The 19,926-nt window shown below is 36.5% G+C and carries 20 protein-coding genes; 16 read left to right on the top strand and 4 right to left on the bottom strand.

What is annotated here, in order from left to right; all coding sequences use genetic code 11:
- Positions 1-6 precede the first annotated feature (6 nt).
- The 14 genes from FC748_RS02490 (at position 7) to FC748_RS02555 (ending at position 14,076) form a co-directional block, all read left to right on the top strand.
- Entirely contained in the window at positions 7-819 is an 813-nt protein-coding gene (locus tag FC748_RS02490) for a pyruvate, water dikinase regulatory protein (protein ID WP_024363021.1), read from the top strand.
- A 208-nt stretch (positions 820-1,027) separates the two neighbouring features.
- Positions 1,028-2,860: a DNA primase gene (gene dnaG / locus FC748_RS02495; protein ID WP_029747262.1), complete on the top strand. Its 1,833-nt coding sequence runs from the start codon at positions 1,028-1,030 to the stop codon at positions 2,858-2,860.
- A gap of 32 nt (positions 2,861-2,892) precedes the next feature.
- A complete protein-coding gene (gene rpoD, locus FC748_RS02500; RefSeq protein WP_024363019.1) occupies positions 2,893-4,020 on the top strand; it encodes an RNA polymerase sigma factor RpoD in 1,128 nt (375 codons plus the stop codon).
- Between the two features lie 285 nt (positions 4,021-4,305).
- Positions 4,306-4,869 carry a hypothetical protein gene (locus FC748_RS02505; protein ID WP_024363018.1) on the top strand — a complete coding sequence of 188 codons (564 nt, stop codon included), beginning with the start codon at positions 4,306-4,308 and terminating at the stop codon, positions 4,867-4,869.
- A 489-nt stretch (positions 4,870-5,358) separates the two neighbouring features.
- Entirely contained in the window at positions 5,359-5,709 is a 351-nt protein-coding gene (gene cccA / locus FC748_RS02510; protein WP_024363017.1) for a cytochrome c550, read from the top strand.
- A 158-nt stretch (positions 5,710-5,867) separates the two neighbouring features.
- A complete protein-coding gene (locus FC748_RS02515; RefSeq protein ID WP_108029797.1) occupies positions 5,868-6,560 on the top strand; it encodes a tRNA (adenine(22)-N(1))-methyltransferase in 693 nt (230 codons plus the stop codon).
- Between the two features lies 1 nt (position 6,561).
- Entirely contained in the window at positions 6,562-7,683 is a 1,122-nt protein-coding gene (locus FC748_RS02520; protein WP_108029796.1) for a Nif3-like dinuclear metal center hexameric protein, read from the top strand.
- A 15-nt stretch (positions 7,684-7,698) separates the two neighbouring features.
- Entirely contained in the window at positions 7,699-7,923 is a 225-nt protein-coding gene (locus FC748_RS02525; protein WP_025220024.1) for a hypothetical protein, read from the top strand.
- Between the two features lie 543 nt (positions 7,924-8,466).
- Positions 8,467-8,766: a lactococcin 972 family bacteriocin gene (locus FC748_RS02530; protein ID WP_244311189.1), complete on the top strand. Its 300-nt coding sequence runs from the start codon at positions 8,467-8,469 to the stop codon at positions 8,764-8,766.
- A 302-nt stretch (positions 8,767-9,068) separates the two neighbouring features.
- Positions 9,069-9,809, top strand: coding sequence for a hypothetical protein (locus FC748_RS02535; RefSeq protein WP_108029794.1), 741 nt, complete (start codon positions 9,069-9,071; stop codon positions 9,807-9,809).
- 172 nt (positions 9,810-9,981) lie between these two features.
- A complete protein-coding gene (locus FC748_RS02540; protein ID WP_108029793.1) occupies positions 9,982-11,994 on the top strand; it encodes a bacteriocin-associated integral membrane family protein in 2,013 nt (670 codons plus the stop codon).
- Positions 11,995-12,015: 21 nt separating this feature from the next.
- The gene (locus tag FC748_RS02545; RefSeq protein ID WP_108029792.1) at positions 12,016-12,642 is read left to right on the top strand and encodes an ABC transporter ATP-binding protein; all 627 of its coding nucleotides are present in this window, start codon (positions 12,016-12,018) and stop codon (positions 12,640-12,642) included.
- Between the two features lie 147 nt (positions 12,643-12,789).
- Positions 12,790-13,038, top strand: coding sequence for a DUF2164 domain-containing protein (locus FC748_RS02550; protein ID WP_108029791.1), 249 nt, complete (start codon positions 12,790-12,792; stop codon positions 13,036-13,038).
- A gap of 147 nt (positions 13,039-13,185) precedes the next feature.
- The gene (locus FC748_RS02555; RefSeq protein ID WP_024363007.1) at positions 13,186-14,076 is read left to right on the top strand and encodes a PhzF family protein; all 891 of its coding nucleotides are present in this window, start codon (positions 13,186-13,188) and stop codon (positions 14,074-14,076) included.
- Between the two features lie 91 nt (positions 14,077-14,167).
- On the opposite strand, the gene FC748_RS02560 is transcribed toward FC748_RS02555, so the two are convergent.
- Both FC748_RS02560 and FC748_RS02565 read right to left on the bottom strand, forming a co-directional pair.
- Positions 14,168-14,359 carry a YwbE family protein gene (locus FC748_RS02560; RefSeq protein ID WP_108029790.1) on the bottom strand — a complete coding sequence of 64 codons (192 nt, stop codon included), beginning with the start codon at positions 14,357-14,359 and terminating at the stop codon, positions 14,168-14,170.
- Between the two features lie 50 nt (positions 14,360-14,409).
- Positions 14,410-14,946 (bottom strand): tubby C-terminal domain-like protein, encoded by a 537-nt coding sequence (locus tag FC748_RS02565; protein WP_108029789.1) that lies wholly within the window; start codon positions 14,944-14,946, stop codon positions 14,410-14,412.
- A 55-nt stretch (positions 14,947-15,001) separates the two neighbouring features.
- Here FC748_RS02565 and FC748_RS22360 point away from each other — a divergent pair, with 55 nt between their 5' ends.
- The gene (locus FC748_RS22360; protein ID WP_258842304.1) at positions 15,002-15,130 is read left to right on the top strand and encodes a hypothetical protein; all 129 of its coding nucleotides are present in this window, start codon (positions 15,002-15,004) and stop codon (positions 15,128-15,130) included.
- A gap of 530 nt (positions 15,131-15,660) precedes the next feature.
- Here FC748_RS22360 and FC748_RS02570 read toward each other — a convergent pair.
- Entirely contained in the window at positions 15,661-16,926 is a 1,266-nt protein-coding gene (locus tag FC748_RS02570; RefSeq protein WP_024362999.1) for a dicarboxylate/amino acid:cation symporter, read from the bottom strand.
- A gap of 259 nt (positions 16,927-17,185) precedes the next feature.
- Entirely contained in the window at positions 17,186-18,232 is a 1,047-nt protein-coding gene (locus FC748_RS02575) for a TRAP transporter substrate-binding protein (RefSeq protein ID WP_025220011.1), read from the bottom strand.
- 85 nt (positions 18,233-18,317) lie between these two features.
- Here FC748_RS02575 and FC748_RS02580 point away from each other — a divergent pair, with 85 nt between their 5' ends.
- Positions 18,318-19,925: an ATP-binding protein gene (locus FC748_RS02580; RefSeq protein ID WP_038509802.1), complete on the top strand. Its 1,608-nt coding sequence runs from the start codon at positions 18,318-18,320 to the stop codon at positions 19,923-19,925.
- The last annotated feature ends 1 nt before the right edge of the window (position 19,926 follow it).

Raw genomic sequence — 19,926 nt, forward strand, 5'->3', positions numbered from 1 at the left:
AACAGCATGAAAAGACTACGAGTTTTTGTTGTATCTGATTCAGTCGGCGAAACTGGGGATCAAGTAGCCAAAGCCGTAATTAGCCAGTTCCGACCAGGCTTGGAAAATACGATTATTCGGCGCTTTCCACATATTCAAACAGAGGAGCTTGTTCGAAAAATTGTGTGCCTCGCTGCAAAACAGAAGGCATTTGTTGTCTATACACTTGTTCGACAAGACATGCGTACATTACTACATGATTTATGTGAGAAAGAAAAAGTACATGCTGTAGATATTTTAGGACCAGCGTTGAAATCGATGGCAACCTTTATGGAAGAAATGCCATTAGAGACACCGGGCATTGTGCATCAACTTGATGACGACTATTTTAAAAAAATTGAGGCGATAGAATTTGCGGTGAAATACGATGATGGCAGAGATCCACGAGGCTTATTGCAAGCTGATATTGTACTTGTGGGTGTTTCACGTACATCAAAAACGCCTCTTTCACAGTATTTAGCACATAAACGTTATAAGGTGGCAAATGTACCATTAGTCCCGGAGGTCGCGCCACCAGAAGAATTATTTAAAATCGATCCGAAGAAATGCTTTGGTTTAGTTATCTCTCCTGATAAATTAAATTCAATCCGAAAAGAAAGATTAATGACATTAGGGTTAAATGATGATGCCATCTATGCTCAGCATGTCCGTATTTTAGAGGAGATTCAACATTTTGAACAAGTTGTTGAGAAAATAGGTTGTAAAGTGATTGATGTAACAAATAAAGCTGTAGAGGAAACAGCGAATATTATTATTGAACAGCTAGCAAGTTGTAAATAAGAAACCAAATTGTGTAAACCACCTCGGGGTAGTAGAGGCGGTTTTTTTGAGTGGGTTTTGAAATTGGTATAGATAAATACTAATTTTTGTTTTATAATAATAAAATTGTGGTAAAAATATTTAAAAAGAGAAAAATCCTATTTTTTTGTCGAGAAATAAAGGATTTTTAAAACGGATATCGAATTGTGTTCTAGAACGTAAATTAAAGATGGTGATGAATTTGGCAGGGAAAATACCAGAAGAAGTGATTGAGCAGATTCGTACACAATCGGATATTGTCGATGTTATTAGCGAATATATGCAGCTAACAAAGCGCGGGCGCAATTGGTTTGGTCTCTGTCCTTTTCATGGAGAACAAACGCCATCTTTTTCTGTGTCAACCGACAAACAGATTTTTCATTGTTTTGGTTGCGGTGCAGGCGGTAATGCCATTACTTTCGTCATGGATATCGAAGGGATTTCTTTCCCAGATGCAGTCGTCAAACTAGGTGAACGTGTGGGTGTACATTTAGATGTTGGTCCAACTTTGCCTCAAGCGACGACAAAGATTTCAAAAGCGGAAGAAAGGATGAAAGAAGCACATGCTTTTGCGGCAGATTTTTTTCATCATTTATTGCTGAACACAGAAGATGGGGAAGAGCCTTTAAATTATTTGCTAGAAAGAGGATTTACAAGGGAACTTATCGAATCTAATAGCATTGGATGGTCTCTCCCAAGCTTTGATGCATTAACGATATTGCTTGAAAGAAAAGGTTATAACTTACAAGAAATCGCAGATAGTGGTCTAGTAATCAAACGTGAAGGAGAAGAACGCTATTTTGATCGTTTTCGGGGACGTATTATGTTTCCAATTCGTGATGAGAACGGTAAAATTATTGCCTTCTCAGGGCGAATTCTGTCATCGACAGGTGAAGAGGCAAAATATTTAAATAGTCCAGAATCACCAATTTTTCAAAAGAGTGAAGTGCTATATAACCTAGACAAAGCACGAACCTCTATTAGAAAAAATCGTCAAGTAGTGTTGATGGAAGGTTTTATGGATGTTTTAGCTGCAACTTCAGTTGGTGTAACAAATGCCGTAGCAACAATGGGTACTTCGCTTACGAATCAGCATATCACAAAGCTAAAGCGCTTAGTAGAGCAAGTTACGATTTGCTATGACGGTGATAATGCTGGATTTGATGCGGCGAAACGAGCGGCACAGTTATTACAAACGGAGCGCATGAAAGTGAATATTGCGGTGATACCAGATAAACTAGATCCTGATGAGTATATTCAAAGTCTAGGTGGACAGGCTTTTAAGGAACAGATTTTGGAAAACCCACATACGTATATTGCTTTTATGATGATGCATGCTAGACGAAATAAGAATTTTCAGTTTGAAAATGATACGCTTCAATATATTCAAGAAGTACTCGAACAATTAGTGGGTAGCTCCTCACCGATTGAACGAGATTTGTATATCCGACAGCTATCGAATGAAACAACGATTTCGGAAGAAGCAATTTATGCCCAATTCCGAAAACTAGAGGCAAATCAGGTACGCACTGCGAAAGTGGAAATGCCAACGCATACACCTTCGATGCCAGTCACGCAGCGACAAAAGCCTATGGACGCAGCAGAACGTGCCGAACGTTTATTACTGGCTCATATGCTTCATAATATAGATGTAGTGGACAGGGTATTACGTAGTGAGCAAAAAGAGCCTTTTGTACGAGATGCATATATGGCAGTTTTTGTTCGATTGGTAGGATTTTATGAGGAATATGGTCATCCAGATTATCAGCGCTTTGTCGAGATATTAGATGACGCTGAATTACGCAAAATTGTGATGGAAGCTGCTTTAGTGGAAAGGGATCCAGACCAAGCAGAGTCAGAGGTTACAGATTCTATTCGACAGCTTCAAAAATATAGAATTGAGCAGGAAATTCATCAAAAGATGCATGAGTCAAAGGAAGCGGAGAAGATGCACGAGTATGCGCGTGCACTTGAAATCGCCCAACAGATTATTCATTTAAGAAAATCGTTATCGGCGATTTAACCCGATTCGGTTGTTTAGAAGGAGGAAGGTTTATGGCGGACAAGTCTGAACGTTCAAAAGAGGTAGAAGTAGAAATTACATTAGATGAAGCAAAAAAATTACTACAAGAAAAGGCGAAAACAGAAGGTGAAATTTCAATGAAAGAAATTTCAGAGAAATTACTGCCCTATGAGTTGGAAAATGAAGAAGTTTTTCATTTCGCTGAAGATCTTGAAAAACATAAAGACATTCAAATTATCGGTAAAGAAGAATTTGAAGAAGAAAGCTTAATGAAAGAAGAAGCTAACGAAGAAACGTTCGATTTAAATGATTTAAGCGTACCACCAGGGGTAAAAATTAATGATCCTGTTCGTATGTATTTGAAAGAGATTGGTCGTGTAGATTTACTTTCTGCTGAGCAAGAAATTGCACTGGCAGAACGTATTGAGCAAGGGGATGAAGAAGCGCGTAAACGTTTAGCTGAAGCGAATTTACGTCTTGTTGTATCAATCGCCAAACGCTATGTGGGCCGTGGAATGTTATTCCTTGATTTAATTCAAGAGGGGAATATGGGACTTATTAAGGCAGTTGAAAAATTCGACTATCGTAAAGGTTTTAAGTTCTCCACTTACGCAACATGGTGGATTCGTCAAGCGATTACACGTGCGATAGCAGACCAAGCACGTACAATACGTATCCCTGTGCACATGGTAGAAACAATTAACAAATTAATTCGTGTGCAACGTCAATTATTACAGGACTTAGGTCGTGAACCGTCTCCAGAAGAAATTGGCGAGGAAATGGATTTAACACCTGAAAAAGTACGTGAAATTTTAAAAATCGCGCAAGAACCAGTATCTCTTGAAACGCCAATCGGTGAAGAAGACGATTCACATTTAGGGGACTTCATTGAAGACTCAGAGGCTCAATCTCCTTCTGATCATGCAGCCTATGAATTGTTAAAAGAACAGCTAGAAGATGTATTAGATACATTAACAGACCGTGAAGAAAACGTACTACGTTTACGTTTTGGCTTAGATGATGGACGTACACGCACGTTAGAAGAAGTAGGGAAAGTATTTGGTGTAACACGTGAACGTATTCGTCAAATTGAGGCAAAAGCACTTCGTAAATTGCGCCACCCTTCTCGCAGTAAACGTTTAAAAGATTTCTTAGAGTAAAACAGAACTTCAAACTTATATATGCAAACCCCGCCACTTAAATTTTGTAGCGGGGTTTATTCTTTATAAGCTATTTTTAAAGTAGCTGTCCTTCTTTGGGACATTTAGCAGTTTGAACACTATTAAACCATGTTAATTTAACATAATGATATAAGAGATGTAAAAATACATAATTTGAACGGATGATAAGTTCCGTTTTTTGCGACTTTTTACAGATGTTCTTTCTTTAATTGTGAGATAAAATTGTAGTACAACCATTATTAAGCAATGTTTGGAGAAAATACGATGACAAATCCACGGAAAAAAATTATTTTAAATGAGATATTGTTTTGGAAGCAAAATAAGCTATTACCAGAGCACTACTGTGACTTTCTAGCCACTCTTTATGCAGAGGGAAATGATGTGGAAGAGCTAGAGGAAGCAACTCATAAACAGGCAGTATTGCCTTTAGAAAAACGAAAAATGATGTTCTTCATAGTGGGATTATGCTTGGGTATGCTACTGCTCTTGTATATTTATTTTACAGTCACTTCTTTATTGCTTTTATTAACAGGTATTGTAGCCATTGCTACAATTACATTATTCATAATGGCTTTTCGAGTTGCGACCAAAAATAACTTATTAGCACCTGTCTTTCATATTATTGCTGCTATCTTGTTATTTAGCTTATCTATTCGCATGTATACTACATATTTTAGTGGAAATAATACTGTGCTGTTTGTCATTATCGCTGCAAATTGTGGGGTATGGCTAGTATCAGGTATCAAAATGAAGTTGCTTTATTTCACAGTATCTGGTGGTCTCGGGTTATTAGCACTTATTGGTTATTATTTGTATAATTTTATGTAAAAAAATACACCGCTATGACGAACTTTTCATTCATAGCAGTGTATTTTATTTTTGTAATATAGTAGTATGACTTTTTTAAAAAAGTATAAATAGAAGAAAAAATAGAAAAAACATCGAATAATAATATATCAAAATAATAGTATAACCTATTTGTGAAATTGTTAGGATAAATCAACAGCATAATAGGACATAAAGGTTTTATACGACAGCTATTAAATTTTTCATTGGACGTATATGATTGCCAATATGGTGGCAAAATATTGGCGAGAAGTGAAAGAGTTGAGTTATTAGAAGGTACATTATCAGTCCATATTTTGGGTTTAACAAGACATAATTTATCCAATTGATACAGAAATGTCGAAATTGTTACAAACAAAGGAAAACTTAGCGAATGGGGCTTTTCGTTTCTTGTTTAATGCAGTACAATATTAGATGTTGACTGATTCTATATTATAATAGAAGTAGACTTATTATGAGGAGGGGAAACATATGAAAAACAATCCAGTCGTTCCTTACATCTTGATTCTGGCATTTGGTATAGGTCTTATTTTCTTCATGTCTTTACAAGGCGCAGATAACAAGAAAGAAATTGCTGCTGAACAAGAGGGCGGTGGCGAAACTACAGAAGCTAATGATGATGGTTCTGCATTAGTACAAACTTGTATCGGTTGTCACGGTGGTGACTTAACTGGTGGTGTTGGTCCAAACCTACACGGTTTAGATGAAGCTCGTATCGTAGACGTGTTAACAAACGGTATCGAAGGCACACCTATGACACCAGGAATGAAAAACGAAGCGGAAGCAAAAGCAATCGCTGAGTACATTTCTACTCTAAAATAGTTTTAAAAAATGGCTGTACTAAAAAGTGTCTTTACGCTTTTAGTACAGCTTCTATTATGATGGAGTTGCTCAAAAATCTGAGACAACTCCATTTGTTTTTTTGTTCAACATCATACATACTAGAGTGGACTCTATATTTATAAGGTAGGCGGTTTAAAATGAACGCACAAAAATTATCAAAACGTTTAGAAACAGTGGCAAAATTTGTTCCAACTGGTGCGGTTGTAGCAGATATTGGCAGTGATCATGCATATTTACCATGCTATTTAATTCATAAGGGGATTGCTGCGAGCACAGTAGCTGGCGAGGTTGTAAAAGGACCGTATGAATCGGCGCTAGGACAAGTAAAAAAAGAAGGGTTAACGGAGAAAATTACTGTTAGACTTGCAGATGGCTTAGCTGCAGTGGAGGCAACTGATCATGTAGATACTGTAACAATAGCTGGCATGGGTGGACCACTCATTGTGTCGATATTAGAGAAACATCCACAAAGCTTACAAGGTGTTACACGTCTGATTTTGCAACCTAATATTCATGCAAAAGTTATCCGGGAATGGGCTTTAACAAATAATTGGGCCATTCTCGATGAAGATATTTTAGAAGAAGATGAAAAAATATACGAAATTCTTGTCTTACAAAGAGGAGCGATGACGTTATCTCCATCGGAAATCTTATTTGGTCCTAAATTATTGTTACGTAAAGCACCAGCTTTTTTAAAGAAATGGCAACGAGAAAAAGAAAATTGGCAACGTGTTTTACAGTCCATTGAAGGGGCAGAGCCAACTCTTGAAATTGAGGAAAAACGTGCAGAATTAACAGCACTACTTGAGTTAGTGGAAGGAGTTTTATAGCATGAAATCAGTAAATGGTCAGGAAATTATACAACTATTTGAATCATGGTCACCAAAGCATCTTGCATGTATGGAGAATGATCCAATTGGACTTGCCATTGGAACGTTAAATAAACCTGTAAACAAAGTATTAGTGACATTAGATGTGAATGACGCCGTAGCAGACGAAGCGATTGCCCAAGGCTGTGAACTGATTATAGCGCATCATCCGCCTATTTTCCGTCGACTAGCGAATATTCGTACGGACAATCCCGCTGGACAATTATACGAAAAACTTATTAAACATGATATTGCGGTCTATGCCGCACATACAAATTTAGATGTAGCGGAAGGTGGCGTCAATGATTTATTAGCTGATGCATTGCTGCTCGAAAATCGCTCTATTTTACAAGAAACGTATGCTGAGGATGTTTTAAAACTAACCGTTTTTGTACCGACTGCCGATGCAGACGTGCTGCGTGAGGCATTAGCAAAAGCGGGAGCAGGTCGATTAGGTTCTTATGAAGCGTGCAGTTATACATCGAGTGGAGAAGGGCGTTTCCGTGCACTTGAAGGGGCAAATCCGCATGTTGGTTCTATTGGAGAATTACATGTCGAGGAAGAAGTCAAAGTGGAAGTGGTTTTGCCCGCGTCCATTAAAAACCGCGTATTGAAGGCACTGTTAAATGCCCATCCATATGAGGAGCCTGCGTATGATATCATTCGCTTGGAGCAACAAACGAATCGTATGGGATTAGGTCGTGTTGGCTATTTACCAAAAGAAATGCTGTTACAAGATTTTGCAGAGTTTGTAAAGAAACAACTAGATGTACCAACTGTTCGTGTTGTCGGCGATTTGCAGTCAACAGTAAGAAAGATTGCACTAGTCGGTGGAGATGGAAATAAGTATATTTATACGGCAAAGCGTGCAGGTGCCGATGTCTTTTTAACAGGCGATATGTATTTCCATACGGCACAGGATGCACAAGCAATTGGTTTGCAAATTGTAGACCCAGGTCATCATGTTGAAAAAGTAATGATTACGGGTGTTGCGAAAAAAATGGCAACATTGTGTGAGACCAAAAAATATAGAGTAGAATTTGTCCAATCTACTATTCATACAGAACCATTTTTATTTGTTTAAGAGAGGGGAATACATGTGGCAAATGGGAAACCTGCTGGGAATAATGCAGGCAAGTTATGGATTATTATCGGCTTACTAATTGCTGTGTTTGGTGGCGGTATGACACTTATGACAAATATGATGAATGAGAAAAAAATAAATGCCATGACTGCGCAATGTGAAAACGATGGAGGCAAAGCCATCGTGTCAAAAGAAAAGAGCTTTCTAGCAACAAATTATTCGTTTGAATGTAAAAAATAGTATGATTCGCGTATGAATGAACGCAACTTTTAAAGGAAGTTCCTTTAAAGGTTGCGTTTTTTTGCTATGGACTTACAGATAAATCTACTATTTTTTTATTGTTATATAAATATTTAAAAAATATTGATTTTTCTATCATCTTATGCTATATAAAAAATAATTAAATGAGAATCCATTGAGAATGTAAATTGTAGGAATATGGAACAGTGTTGACGATAACAAAATGCTAGAAATAGGAGGTATATTTCTATATGAAAAGAGGCGATAAAATTAAAAAGATTCCAGCACCGTATCTTACTCTAATGCTAATTTTTCTTTCGTTAATAATATTAATTAGGAATTATGATAGTCAGCCTACTTGGATAACGGTTTTTGCGATATTTAGCATTTTAGGATTTTCCGTATTCACCTATTTGGATAGAGATAAATTTTTCAAAAAGTAAAGTACTTAATAAAACATAGCTATTATGCAAAATTCTTCCTTGTCAAATGAAAGGAGGTGATCCATATGTTAGCCAAAAAACTGTGAGGGTGAAAATAGTAGTGTTAGCGTTGGTGGCATTATTGTTATTGCCATCTGGCGTTTTGGCAGTGTCCCATAAAGCTATTCAGGAACCTTTAATTGCTACAACATCAATGGTTGCCACACAAAGTGATCCATTCAACCGAGGAGACATTTCTCGTAAATGGCTAGCACCAGGACCAATCACACAATATCCAAATGAAGGTGGCACTTGGGAGTATGGATTTTGGGATGTTAAAGTGCGTTCCTACTACACAGTGGATCGCTGTCATGGAAGCACAGTGATACTGAATTACTGTGACCAGTTAAAATCTACTTAGCGTAATTTGAACAATCAAATTAGCAAAAATTAATAGAATTATTGATTTTTGGAGATGTATGAAAAGAGGCGGTGAAGGTGAAAATTAAAAAGATTCCAGCACCATATGTTTATCTAATGCTAATATTTATTTCGTTACTATCATTAATCAGGGATTATGAAAGTACGCCTATTTGGATAAAGGTTTTTGGGATATTTGGCATTTTAGGATTTTCCGTACTCACATATTTGGATAGAGATAAATTTTTCAAAAAGTAAAAAGTCTATCAAATTTTTATACATGATTTATGGAAGGAGATAATTATGAAATTTAAAAAAGTCGCATTAATGGTTTGTTGTTTAGGATTATTAGTGAGTATGTTTTCATTTGATTTAACGAATGTACATGCAGTTCAAATGGATTCAAATTCGGATAAGTCAGTAACAATGGACCCTTATTTAGAAGAATATCTAATTGATTTTGTTTTTAATGAAGATACCGATTTTTATAAAATATTAGCAGCAATTGAGTTGCTACCTTCTGATATTGAGGAACTTAGTGCCGATGAAATGGCAGAGTGGCTATTTTTAGAATCCGGTGTAGAAGTGTATGCAGAAGGGGATTCGTTAGTTTTCCCTACTATTAAAAATAAAGAAGTTCCAATTGAGCTTTCTTCAAGGAAAAGCAGGACAACTTTTGCCTCTTGGACTGATTATGCTGGGTGTATCGGTGCTGTTGGATTAGCAGCACTACAAAATGCATTACCAATAACAAAAGTGGTGAAAATTAGATCTACTTTACAAGCTTTAGGCGGGGCTACTAGAGCCATTCGTGCTATTCATACAAACTATAAGTATTATCGATCTCAAAAATATTCTGTTCAAACTTCATTAAATAAAGCAATAACTGATATTGTCGATAGAAGAAAATTAGGTGCTGATACAAGACAATTATTAACAGAACTATTTAGTGTAGGTATTGTTATAAATTCATGTAAGAAATTGTTTAGCTATGAATTTGATGAAAAAAGACTAGATAGAAATAAGGTTGCTGTAAACACATAATCTCTTTAATACTATGTCGATGTTTAAAATAGATACATCATTTTTAAAATTCTAGAGAAGATTACTATAAGGTAAGCGATTAATTACTAGAACTTTAATCCTTTAGAGGCTTGGAATGTCTTTCGCAGTAGGCTTTCCAAGCTTCTCAATTAAGTACTTAGGGGGAGTGGTTATGCTTAAAAGAGCAGTGCAACTGACATCTTTGATTTGTGTAATGATGCTGTCTCTGCTTATTTTTCAATATACGTCACTTGTCCAACAGCGGTTGCCATTAGGCACTACGAATCAATTTGATTTAAATCTTGCTGAAACTACTATTGCAAGAGATCAATTGATTTCGGATCTGAACCGACTAACAGATCAATATAATGCAATTGTAGTCAAAACTTCAGTTGATCCAGAAAACTACGACAATAAAAAAGATATTATTTATTTTGGGACTGCTAAACCAGCATTTCATGGCTTGCTTATAGAGCAGAATGCGATTAAATGGTTCGAATCTTCTTTAACAGGTGAATTACTTTCAACTGCAGATATAGGCACCCGTTCTTTATCTGGCACCTATGCTTTTAACGCCGGAAAAGATTTCCAAGAAGCACTGAAACATTGGGCGCAACAGCATCAAATTAGGATTTTATTTGTTCAAGAACCATCGCTACTTACAGTAGTTTATGCATTCTTATTTCAAAATGGTACAGGAAATGCAGTGCTCGCTTCCTTGCTGTTATTAGTAACGACCATTAGTACGTGGATATTTCAACACGCAAAAGCAAGGTCTATTCGATTATTAGGCGGTGTCAAAACAAGGAAAATCCATGTGGAGGATACAACGACAATTTTATCTTATATCTTTGTCGGATTTTTGTTAGGTTTGTTCATTTCATTAGGCTATGTAGGTGTCGTAAAGGACATTCGACAAATTCCATTCGTATTGAATCCTCTACTACTTTGTCTAATACTATTCTTAATTGGCGTTGCCATCATCACAGCATTGCTTTCGCTAATTGCTAGTCCAAAAGCTGCCCATATAGCCAAAAGACAAATTCCGTTGAAGCGGTTTTCCATAATGGGAAAGCTAAGTCATGTTCTTGTTATAATTTTATCGCTAATTGTTATCCCGACCATTATCACATCTATACTAATAACCAATCAACTGTCAAAAGACTATGCGCTTTGGGACAAAATGCACAATATCGTTCGGCTATCCATGTCTGACTTGGATTCATTAGAACAAGAGTCGACACTTCCCGAGGTAGAAGCTTTTTTTTCTAAAATGCAAAAAGCTAATAATGTAAGCCTTTCTTACGTTATTGATAAAGCGATTTTTTTAGAGCCATCTGAGATGAGTGGCTATGATCATATTATTATGACAGATCGAGCTTGGATTGATTTGCTAGAAATAGGTGTGGAAACAGAAGGCAAGGGCGGGAAACTCATTGCAAAAAATGTTAAAGATTTACCAGATGAATTGGCTTCCTTTTTAGAAGGGCAAATTCCGCTATGGACGAAACATAATGATGTTTATCCAGCGCAAGGTTTAACTTTTTACGAATATGTGGGAACGAAATTTCTTGCATTACCACCAAATGTTGGTTTAGCAGGGGAAACAGTGCAAGCAGAAAATCCGTTAGTTATACTGATAGATGGTCAGCTAACAGACATTGTAAAAACGAAAGGGTTCTTAATATCTTTAGCTTCTAGTGGAAATATCGTTTTTTTTGATGAGAATCATTTACAAGCAGCTTTAGCTAACTCCGTTATGAAACCTTCTATCACGTCGATTAATGGGATAGCAGACGTTGCTTTGGAAACGGCTCAAAGGTTTAAACAACAATACGTTTACTATATTGTATCAGGAATACTTATTGTCGTAACAATGCTGTTGACTGCTATATTAAATGGCAGACTGTGGGCAGGCACGAATGGTAAACGTATTTTTACCTTGCACACCTTTGGTTACCCATACACATCGATTATTAGACCGGCTTTAAAGCGACAACTAATGACAATCATTTTAACAACAATTATCGGTTCCATAATTGGTTATTTTATCCACTATATGCAACTTAGCGTTATACTTTCATCTGCATTGCTTGTCGGAATCTTATATTGGCTAGGTAGTTACATTTCCTTTCAAAATTCCGCAAAACAAGCATTTTATCGTACGAGTCATCGGCACAATTAATGTCTTAAAGGAGTAATGAATATGATTATTCAAACGAAAAATATTGGCATTGAAATTAGTGGCAAAACGATTTTTTCTAATATTTCTCTTGAGATCAACCCGAATGAAATGATTGCCATTACCGGTCCATCTGGTAGTGGCAAAACAACACTGTTAAATTGTTTAGGGCTTATCCAATCAGTTAATAGCGGGGACATCCTAATAGAAAATCAAAATGCTAGTAAATGGAAGGAAAAAGAAAAAACAAGTTTTTGGAAAGATAAAGCGGCATTTATTTATCAAGATTATGGGATTATTGAGGATGAAAACATTAGTTATAACGTGACATTAAATAAGCAACAAGCAAAGGCAAAGATTGTGGAGGAAATTCTACATACGGTTGGACTTGGGGGAAGAGGTCAGGAAATGGCGGCTGTGTTATCAGGAGGAGAAAAACAGCGTCTAGGCGTAGCACGCGCCATTTATAAGAAAGCCACAATTATCTTTGCGGATGAACCAACAGCCTCTCTTGATCAATCGAACAGAGAAATCATTATTAATCTACTAAGAAAGTGTAGTGAAAACGGTGCTAGTGTGATTATTGCAACGCATGATGAAAGGCTTGTAAGTGTTTGTGATCGAAGTATAAATTTGAATCCATTTATGTAAGAGAAGCGAAACGGTGGATTATTGTTCTGATGTTCCAGCGCTTCATGACAGCCTACATTTAAATGCGATTAAAATAAAAATTCACTATACAAATTTCTACCTTCGTCTATACTTGATTTAACGCAATGCAGAAGGGAGTGGCGAATTGTGTTTATTCGTTTAACTAAGGAGCAACAAGAACAAATCATCGCTGATATACAACGCTTTTTCTATAATCAACGTGAAGAGGATATTTCCGATTTTGAGGCACAAAGGGTATTTGATTTTATAAAAGAGAATATTGCTCCATATATTTATAATGCGGCCATTTCAGATGCAAAATATGTAGTGGAAAGTCAATTATCAGCGCTGGACGAAGAACTGATGGCTTTGGAACGCCCGATAAAAATAAAATGACAGTGCCAGTCACCCAAACAATTATGAAAATTCAAAGAAACTTCTCCATAGGATAATCAAATGCATTATGATAAAGGTAGCAGAATTCATTAGAAAAAAGTTCTGGCAAATACCATGATAACATTCTAACAAAAAGTGGGGAAGTTTATGCAAATAGTAACTGTTCAACATTATGATGCATTTAGTACGGAGCCTAATAAGGGGAATCCTGCTGGGGTTGTAGTGGAAGGAAGCCAATACAGTGAGCAAGAAATGCAAGAGATTGCTAAAATGGTAGGCTTTAATGAAACTGCCTTTGCCTTGCCATCTAATCAAGCAGACATACGTATCCGTTATTTTACACCAGGGCACGAGGTGGATTTATGTGGACACGCCACAATGGCAACCATTTATGCTCTACAAACACAAGGGTTTTTAGCAAATAAATCAAGCATTACAATTGAAACGAAGGCGGGGATATTGCCAATCCTGCTGGAAGAAAAAGAGGAAAAGCTATACATAACAATGCAACATGCGGCACCACAATTCGTAGATTTTAACGGTTCTAAGGCAGCGCTTGCACAGTCGATCGGTTTAAACGAGGATGAATTACATGCAGAATTACCCATTGTCTATGGGAGCACAGGCTTATGGACTTTATTAATACCTGTCCAACACTTAGCCTCGTTTGAAAAAATGAGTCCACAAACTGCTACATTTCCGTCTATATTACAAGAAATGCCAACAGCATCGTTGCATCCATTTTGTTTACAAGCATTCGATAAGTCGGCAGATATGCATGCTAGACATTTTTCATCGCCATACTCTGGCACAATACAAGATATCGTAACGGGGACGGCTTCAGGCGTCATGGGAGCATATTACGCAAAGTACATCGATTCTGAAGTGTTATATCCAAAAACACTCGTTGTTGAGCAAGGTCAAGAGCTTGACCGAGATGGTCGCGTCCATGTTCATGTAAACAAAGTAGATGGTGAATTGGACATTTCAATCACAGGAACAGCTGTCTATGTAAAGGAATTAAAAGTCCAAATTTAAGTGCCAGTCACTCAAACAATTCTCATACAATTTCAAACAAAAGAGACTGTTCTTTATTAGAACAGTCTCTTTTGTTATACGTTCTTTACTTTTATAGTATGTCACACACTCTACCTATTTGGCCATCTGTTAAACGAACTTTAATACCATGTGGATGGTTCGAGGAGTTGGTTAAAATATCTTTCACGATACCTCTCGTTTTAACACCTGTTCGCTGATCTTTTTTAAGAATTATATTGACCTCTAGGCCCGGATAAATATCTTTTCGATTTTGACCGTTCATACTGTACCTCACATTTATATAGCATGACTCAAATTATAGCATATGTGTCGTTAGTTACCTATGGCGAATAGAGATTGAAAAAGTGAGGCTACTAAAGCGACAAATAAAGTATCATCTGATTGAAACAGTTTAAAGACAATTCCTTCGCGACGAATCCCACTATCTACAAAGCTTGCACTCGCAATTTTTTCATCATTGCAATATAAAAATGCGGTTGAAGTAAAGTCTTTCTCAAAACGAAAGACGAGGCCATCCATTGTAAAGGAATAGGAAGATTCCAATAATTGAACCGTTTTTCGCTGAATAGGTATCATGCTTCCATCTGGCATGATTAAGTGATGGCTTACACCTTGTGTTATCAGTGTGGAACGCACTTGAAAAAGAGCTTCTCCTTTCGTAGTGCACGTTTCATAGCGATGTGGCAACGATTGTTGTGTTGCTACTAGTGCAGCTACATTCAGTACTTTTACAATATTGGAACGTTCGACAGGTTGGAGAATACAAACTGTTTCATGGTGACTATTTAGGATAGGGTACTTTGACGGTCTATCAAATGCTTGGGAATATGTAAGTGTAAATGTTGCCATAAAAAAACCTCCAATTTACTTACTATACGAGTAAGCAAGACTGGAGGTTTCATTATTGAGTGTTGGGAATCATTTTAACTTTGTGCATGCTGTCTGCTCCGAATCGATCATTTTCCCTGGCAATGTCGGCACAATCAATACGCTAAAAGAAGTGATTGAAGTGTTGGAAGGAGAAATAAAGTAACCATTTTGAACATATTTAACCTTTTAGAGAAAAGATAAACCGAACTTCTTGCTACTAATGAAGGCGTTACGGTTTTTCTTTTTATGTTAAAATAGTTATTTATTCCATAGAAAAGGGAAGTGGAAAAATTGATGATTTGGTGTACATTCTTTCCTATGTTTCAGCTAACTAGGAAAAGTTTATGCTGAAAACGGCTGTGCAGGCATTTTTTTGTTCGTTAGTCCTACATATACTATTCGTTTTCATTATGTATGGATGGTCATATAGTAAAGAGATTTTCGGAAAGGTAAAACTAGGGGAGAGATATGTAGCAGAAAGTCATACCGATGTGATGTTCGTTTTTATAGGTTCCCCGATCGTTTTTATAGTGACGTCGTTTTTGGGAATAGCAATAGTAAGTGCTTTTCTGATTCGCTTGACTACAAAATTTCTTAAGACACGGGGCGTGGAAGAAAACTAGCAAAAGGATTGACTTACTATAAAAAAACATCCAATCTACTAACTTTACTAGTAGATTGGATGTTTTATGTTTAAGCGTTGTGAATCATTTCACCTGAAAGAGCGCGTTTTTCTTGGTCCGTATCAAATTCTTTTTCCATCTTCGATACGACAACTGTTGCTACACCGTTACCAATTAGGTTAGTGACAGCACGAGCCTCTGACATAAAGCGGTCTACACCTATTAACAGAGCAATACCTTCTACAGGAATCATCGGGAATGCAGCAAGTGTTGCAGCTAGCGTAATAAAGCCTGAGCCTGTGACACCAGCAGCACCTTTAGAAGTTAACATTAAAATCCCTAGTAAAGTAAGCTGATGCCAAATATCTAAATCTACCCCATAAGCTTGGGCAATAAAAATAGCCGCCATGGATAAATAAATGGAAGTACCGTCCAAGTTAAAAGAATAACCTGTTGGCATAACAAGTCCAACAACTTGTTTTGAACAACCGTAATTTTCTAATTTGCGCATCATAGAAGGTAGCGCAGATTCTGAAGAAGAAGTACCGATTACGATAAAAATTTCATCTTTGATGTATTTAATAAATTTAAAAATATTAAAGCCAAAGTAACGTGTAATTAAACCAATAATGACAACAATAAATAGGAACATTGTAAGGTACACAGAGAGCATTAAGAAACCTAAATTACCAAGCGATTTTAAACCGAAGTTCCCAATTGTGTAACTCATCGCACCAAATGCACCAATTGGAGAAATTTTCATCACCATATTGACAATTTTAAAGAAAATATCTGCAACGTGTTCAAAAAATTTGATAACAGGTTTTGCTGGTTCACCTATAGCAGCAGCAGCTAAACCGAATAATACTGCAGAAAATAAGACAGGCAATAACTCGCCATTTGCTAGTGCACCAACTACATTATCAGGGATAATTTGCATTATAAATGCTCCAAATCCATGCTCAGCAGCAGCAGCTTGCTCTGTATATTGAGCAACATCTGCAGCATTGGCTGCATCAGTATTAAATCCTTTACCAGGTTGAATAATATTTACTACAAGTAAGCCAATCGCAAGTGCGAAAGTAGAGACAATTTCAAAATAAATTAATGCTTTCCCACCAATTTTTCCGACCTTTTTCACATCGCCCATGCTACCAATTCCGATAACGACCGTTAAGAAAATTATAGGTGCAATTAACATCTTAATTAATTTAATAAATATATCAGCTAGTATTTTTAAGCTAGCACCGAACTCTGGGAATGCGGCTCCAACAATAATACCGAGTACGATGGCAATCAGCACTTGTACCGTTAAGTTTTTAAAATTTATACGCATAATACTTCCCCCTTGAAAAATGTATAATTTGTGAACGCTTTCATGTGGTTATCATAGCTGAAATTTTCCGACAATAGTTTTTATGACCGTAAAGTTTCTATTGTTCATTTTGTTCATTTTTCGTTTCGATAGTTTGGAAGTTAGTAATATCAAGGGTTGAAGGCTGTTTTATAGTAGATTGTAAATTATTGAATCTATTATAATACAAAAGAAAAAATCCTCATGAAAAGTGAGGATTTAGCCAAAATGACCAAAAAGTTTAGGGAGAAACAATTTTTTGGATTTCAGATAGTATATGATGCTGTTTGACATCTGCTTTATAGAAATCATAGACAGGAGCTAGTTTTTCTTGAAAACGTTGTCGTTCTGCATCACTCATTGTGTAAATTTCAAAATCGTTCTCTTGCTGTAGTTTACGTAAATCATTGCTGTTCATAAAAACTGCTTGCTTAAATTGCCAGTCAGTAGTTTCTTTCATCGCTTCCATTAGTTGTTTTTGAACTTTGGGTGGTAGCTGTTCCCAAAATTTTTCATTCATTAAAACCGAATAACCTAAAATACCATGTTTAGTTAATGTCATATTTTTTTGAACTTTGTAAAAGCCTTTGGAAAAAATATTAGATGCCGTGTTCTCTTGTGCATCGATAGCGTGTGCTTCAAGGTCAGTAAAAATTTCACTAAAGGAAATCGATACTGGCGTTGCACCTACTAAGCTGAATTGTTTTTCAAGTGTTTTGCTTGGCATGGTACGTATGCGTAACCCTTGTAAATCCTCAAATGAATGAATTGGATGCTCGGCAGTTAAATGTTTAAAGCCATTATGCCAAAAACCGAGGCCGCGAACATTAAAAGGCTTCAGCTCATCTAGTAATTGTTCACCGATGGGTCCTGTCAAAACTTCACGTACTTCATCATCTGTATGAAAAAGATAGGGCAGATCAAGTACTTGCCAATCTGGTAGGTAAGAAGTCATTTTAGAAAAAGTAGGGATAATCATTTCAACTTTTCCATCTTGTAACGCTTGGAATTCATTTTCATCGTTATATAGCGAGGCATTTGGATAGACATGTACTTTAACCTTACCATTTGTTTTTTCTTCAACAAGTTCTGCAAATTTAGTTGCAGCTTGTCCTTTCGGCGTATTCTCCGCTACAACATGACTTAAATGGATGGTAATTTGTTTGTCGAGTCCTTTTTGTTCATCATCATACGGCAAGGTTTTCGAAAACAGAAAACCTTGCTGTATACTAAATACAATCGTTAAAACGAAAACAGTGGCAATCGTTCCAAAAATAAAATTTTTCATATAATACACCCAATTGATTCGTATTTTCACATGTTTTTGTTATTCTAACATAGGGAGAAAGCTAATACATAGTAAGAAGGAGGCAATGATATTGAAATTTCAAAAATTATCGATGAAGGGAAAAATCATGTCTCTTACTTTTTTTATACTCATGCTTTCCTTTAGTATTGGTGGTACGTTTTTACTAGGGTTTGTGATGAACGAGCAAAAAGAAAAGTTAGCAGAACAGGCGTTATTGGTAGCAAAAACCGTATCACAGTTACCAGAATTAAAATCGGCCATTGCAAACAGCGATTTTTTAGAAGCAACTAAACATATTAATCCTGTTGTGGAAGAAATTCGGGATATTAACGGAGCACAGTATATTGTGGTTCTCGATATGCAACGACGCAAGTATTCCCATCCGAACTCGGAAGAAATAGGGACCATATCACAGTCAGGTGATTTAAACGCGGCATTTTCGGAGCATTATTATACATCAATCGCGCATGGTGAACATGGCGATATGGTGCGTGCTTTTGTCCCGATTATGAATGATGACGGACGTCAAATTGGCGTAGTGATTGTAGGGTTTAGTGTGTTAACAGTTAGCGAGCTACTATCGTCTATACAAAAAGAGCTAATCATTACATTAGTTATGTCATTGTTATTTAGCGCATGGGGTGCTCAAACTTTAGGGCGACATATGAAAAAGCAAATGTTTGGATTAGAACCACACGAAATTGCTAAAATGTATGTGGAACGAACTGAAACATTTAACGCAATGCATGAGGGAATTATTGCCATTGATAAAGAATTTACAATTACAATCTTTAATGAAAAAGCATGTGATATATTAGGCGTAGCACACCGACCTTCGGCATTAATAGGCAAAAAAATCTTCGAAGTATTACCAGATACACGTCTACCCGAGATATTAGCGCTAGATCGCCCACTATATAATCGTGAACTTTATATCAATAATCATAGTATTATGAGCAATCGGATTCCTATACAGGTAAATGGTGAAACCGTTGGTGCGGTGGCTATGTTCAAGGATCGTACAGAAGTGAAAAAGCTAGCCGAAGAACTTACAGGTGTAAAGGCGTTTGTACAGGCATTACGTGTCCAAACGCATGAACATAAAAATAAATTGCATACGATTGCTGGTCTTTTACAGCTTGGCCATTATGATCAGGCACTTACTTACTTAACGCAAGTAAAAGAAGAACATGATGAAATTACGAAGTTTTTAAATGAGCGCATTAAAAATGAAAATATATCGGGTCTATTGCTCAGTAAAATTGCTCATGCGAAAGAGCATGGGATTACACTTGAAATAGACAGAGCTAGTCGTCTGACAACATTTCCGAAAAATTTAGATCATCACGATTTTGTTATTATTTTTGGAAATCTAATCGAAAATGCCTTTGATGCATTAAAGGATAGTCCGATGGAAGAAAAGGTTGTGCATATTTCGGTGGATGAAGATGAAGATGTACTGGCAATATTAGTAACGGATAACGGTGTCGGCATGTCAGAGGCAGTAAAGGCACATATTTTTGATAATGGCTATTCGACGAAAGAAAAAAAGGGTCGAGGAATTGGACTATATTTAATAAAAGAAATTGTCCAAAAAGGACAGGGTGAAATTGAAGTAATAAGTGAGCCGAACAAAGGGACGAGCTTTTTATTAACATTTTATCATTCTTAAT

This window comes from Lysinibacillus sphaericus (genome assembly GCF_005217585.1).
GTDB classification, from domain to species: domain Bacteria; phylum Bacillota; class Bacilli; order Bacillales_A; family Planococcaceae; genus Lysinibacillus; species Lysinibacillus sphaericus.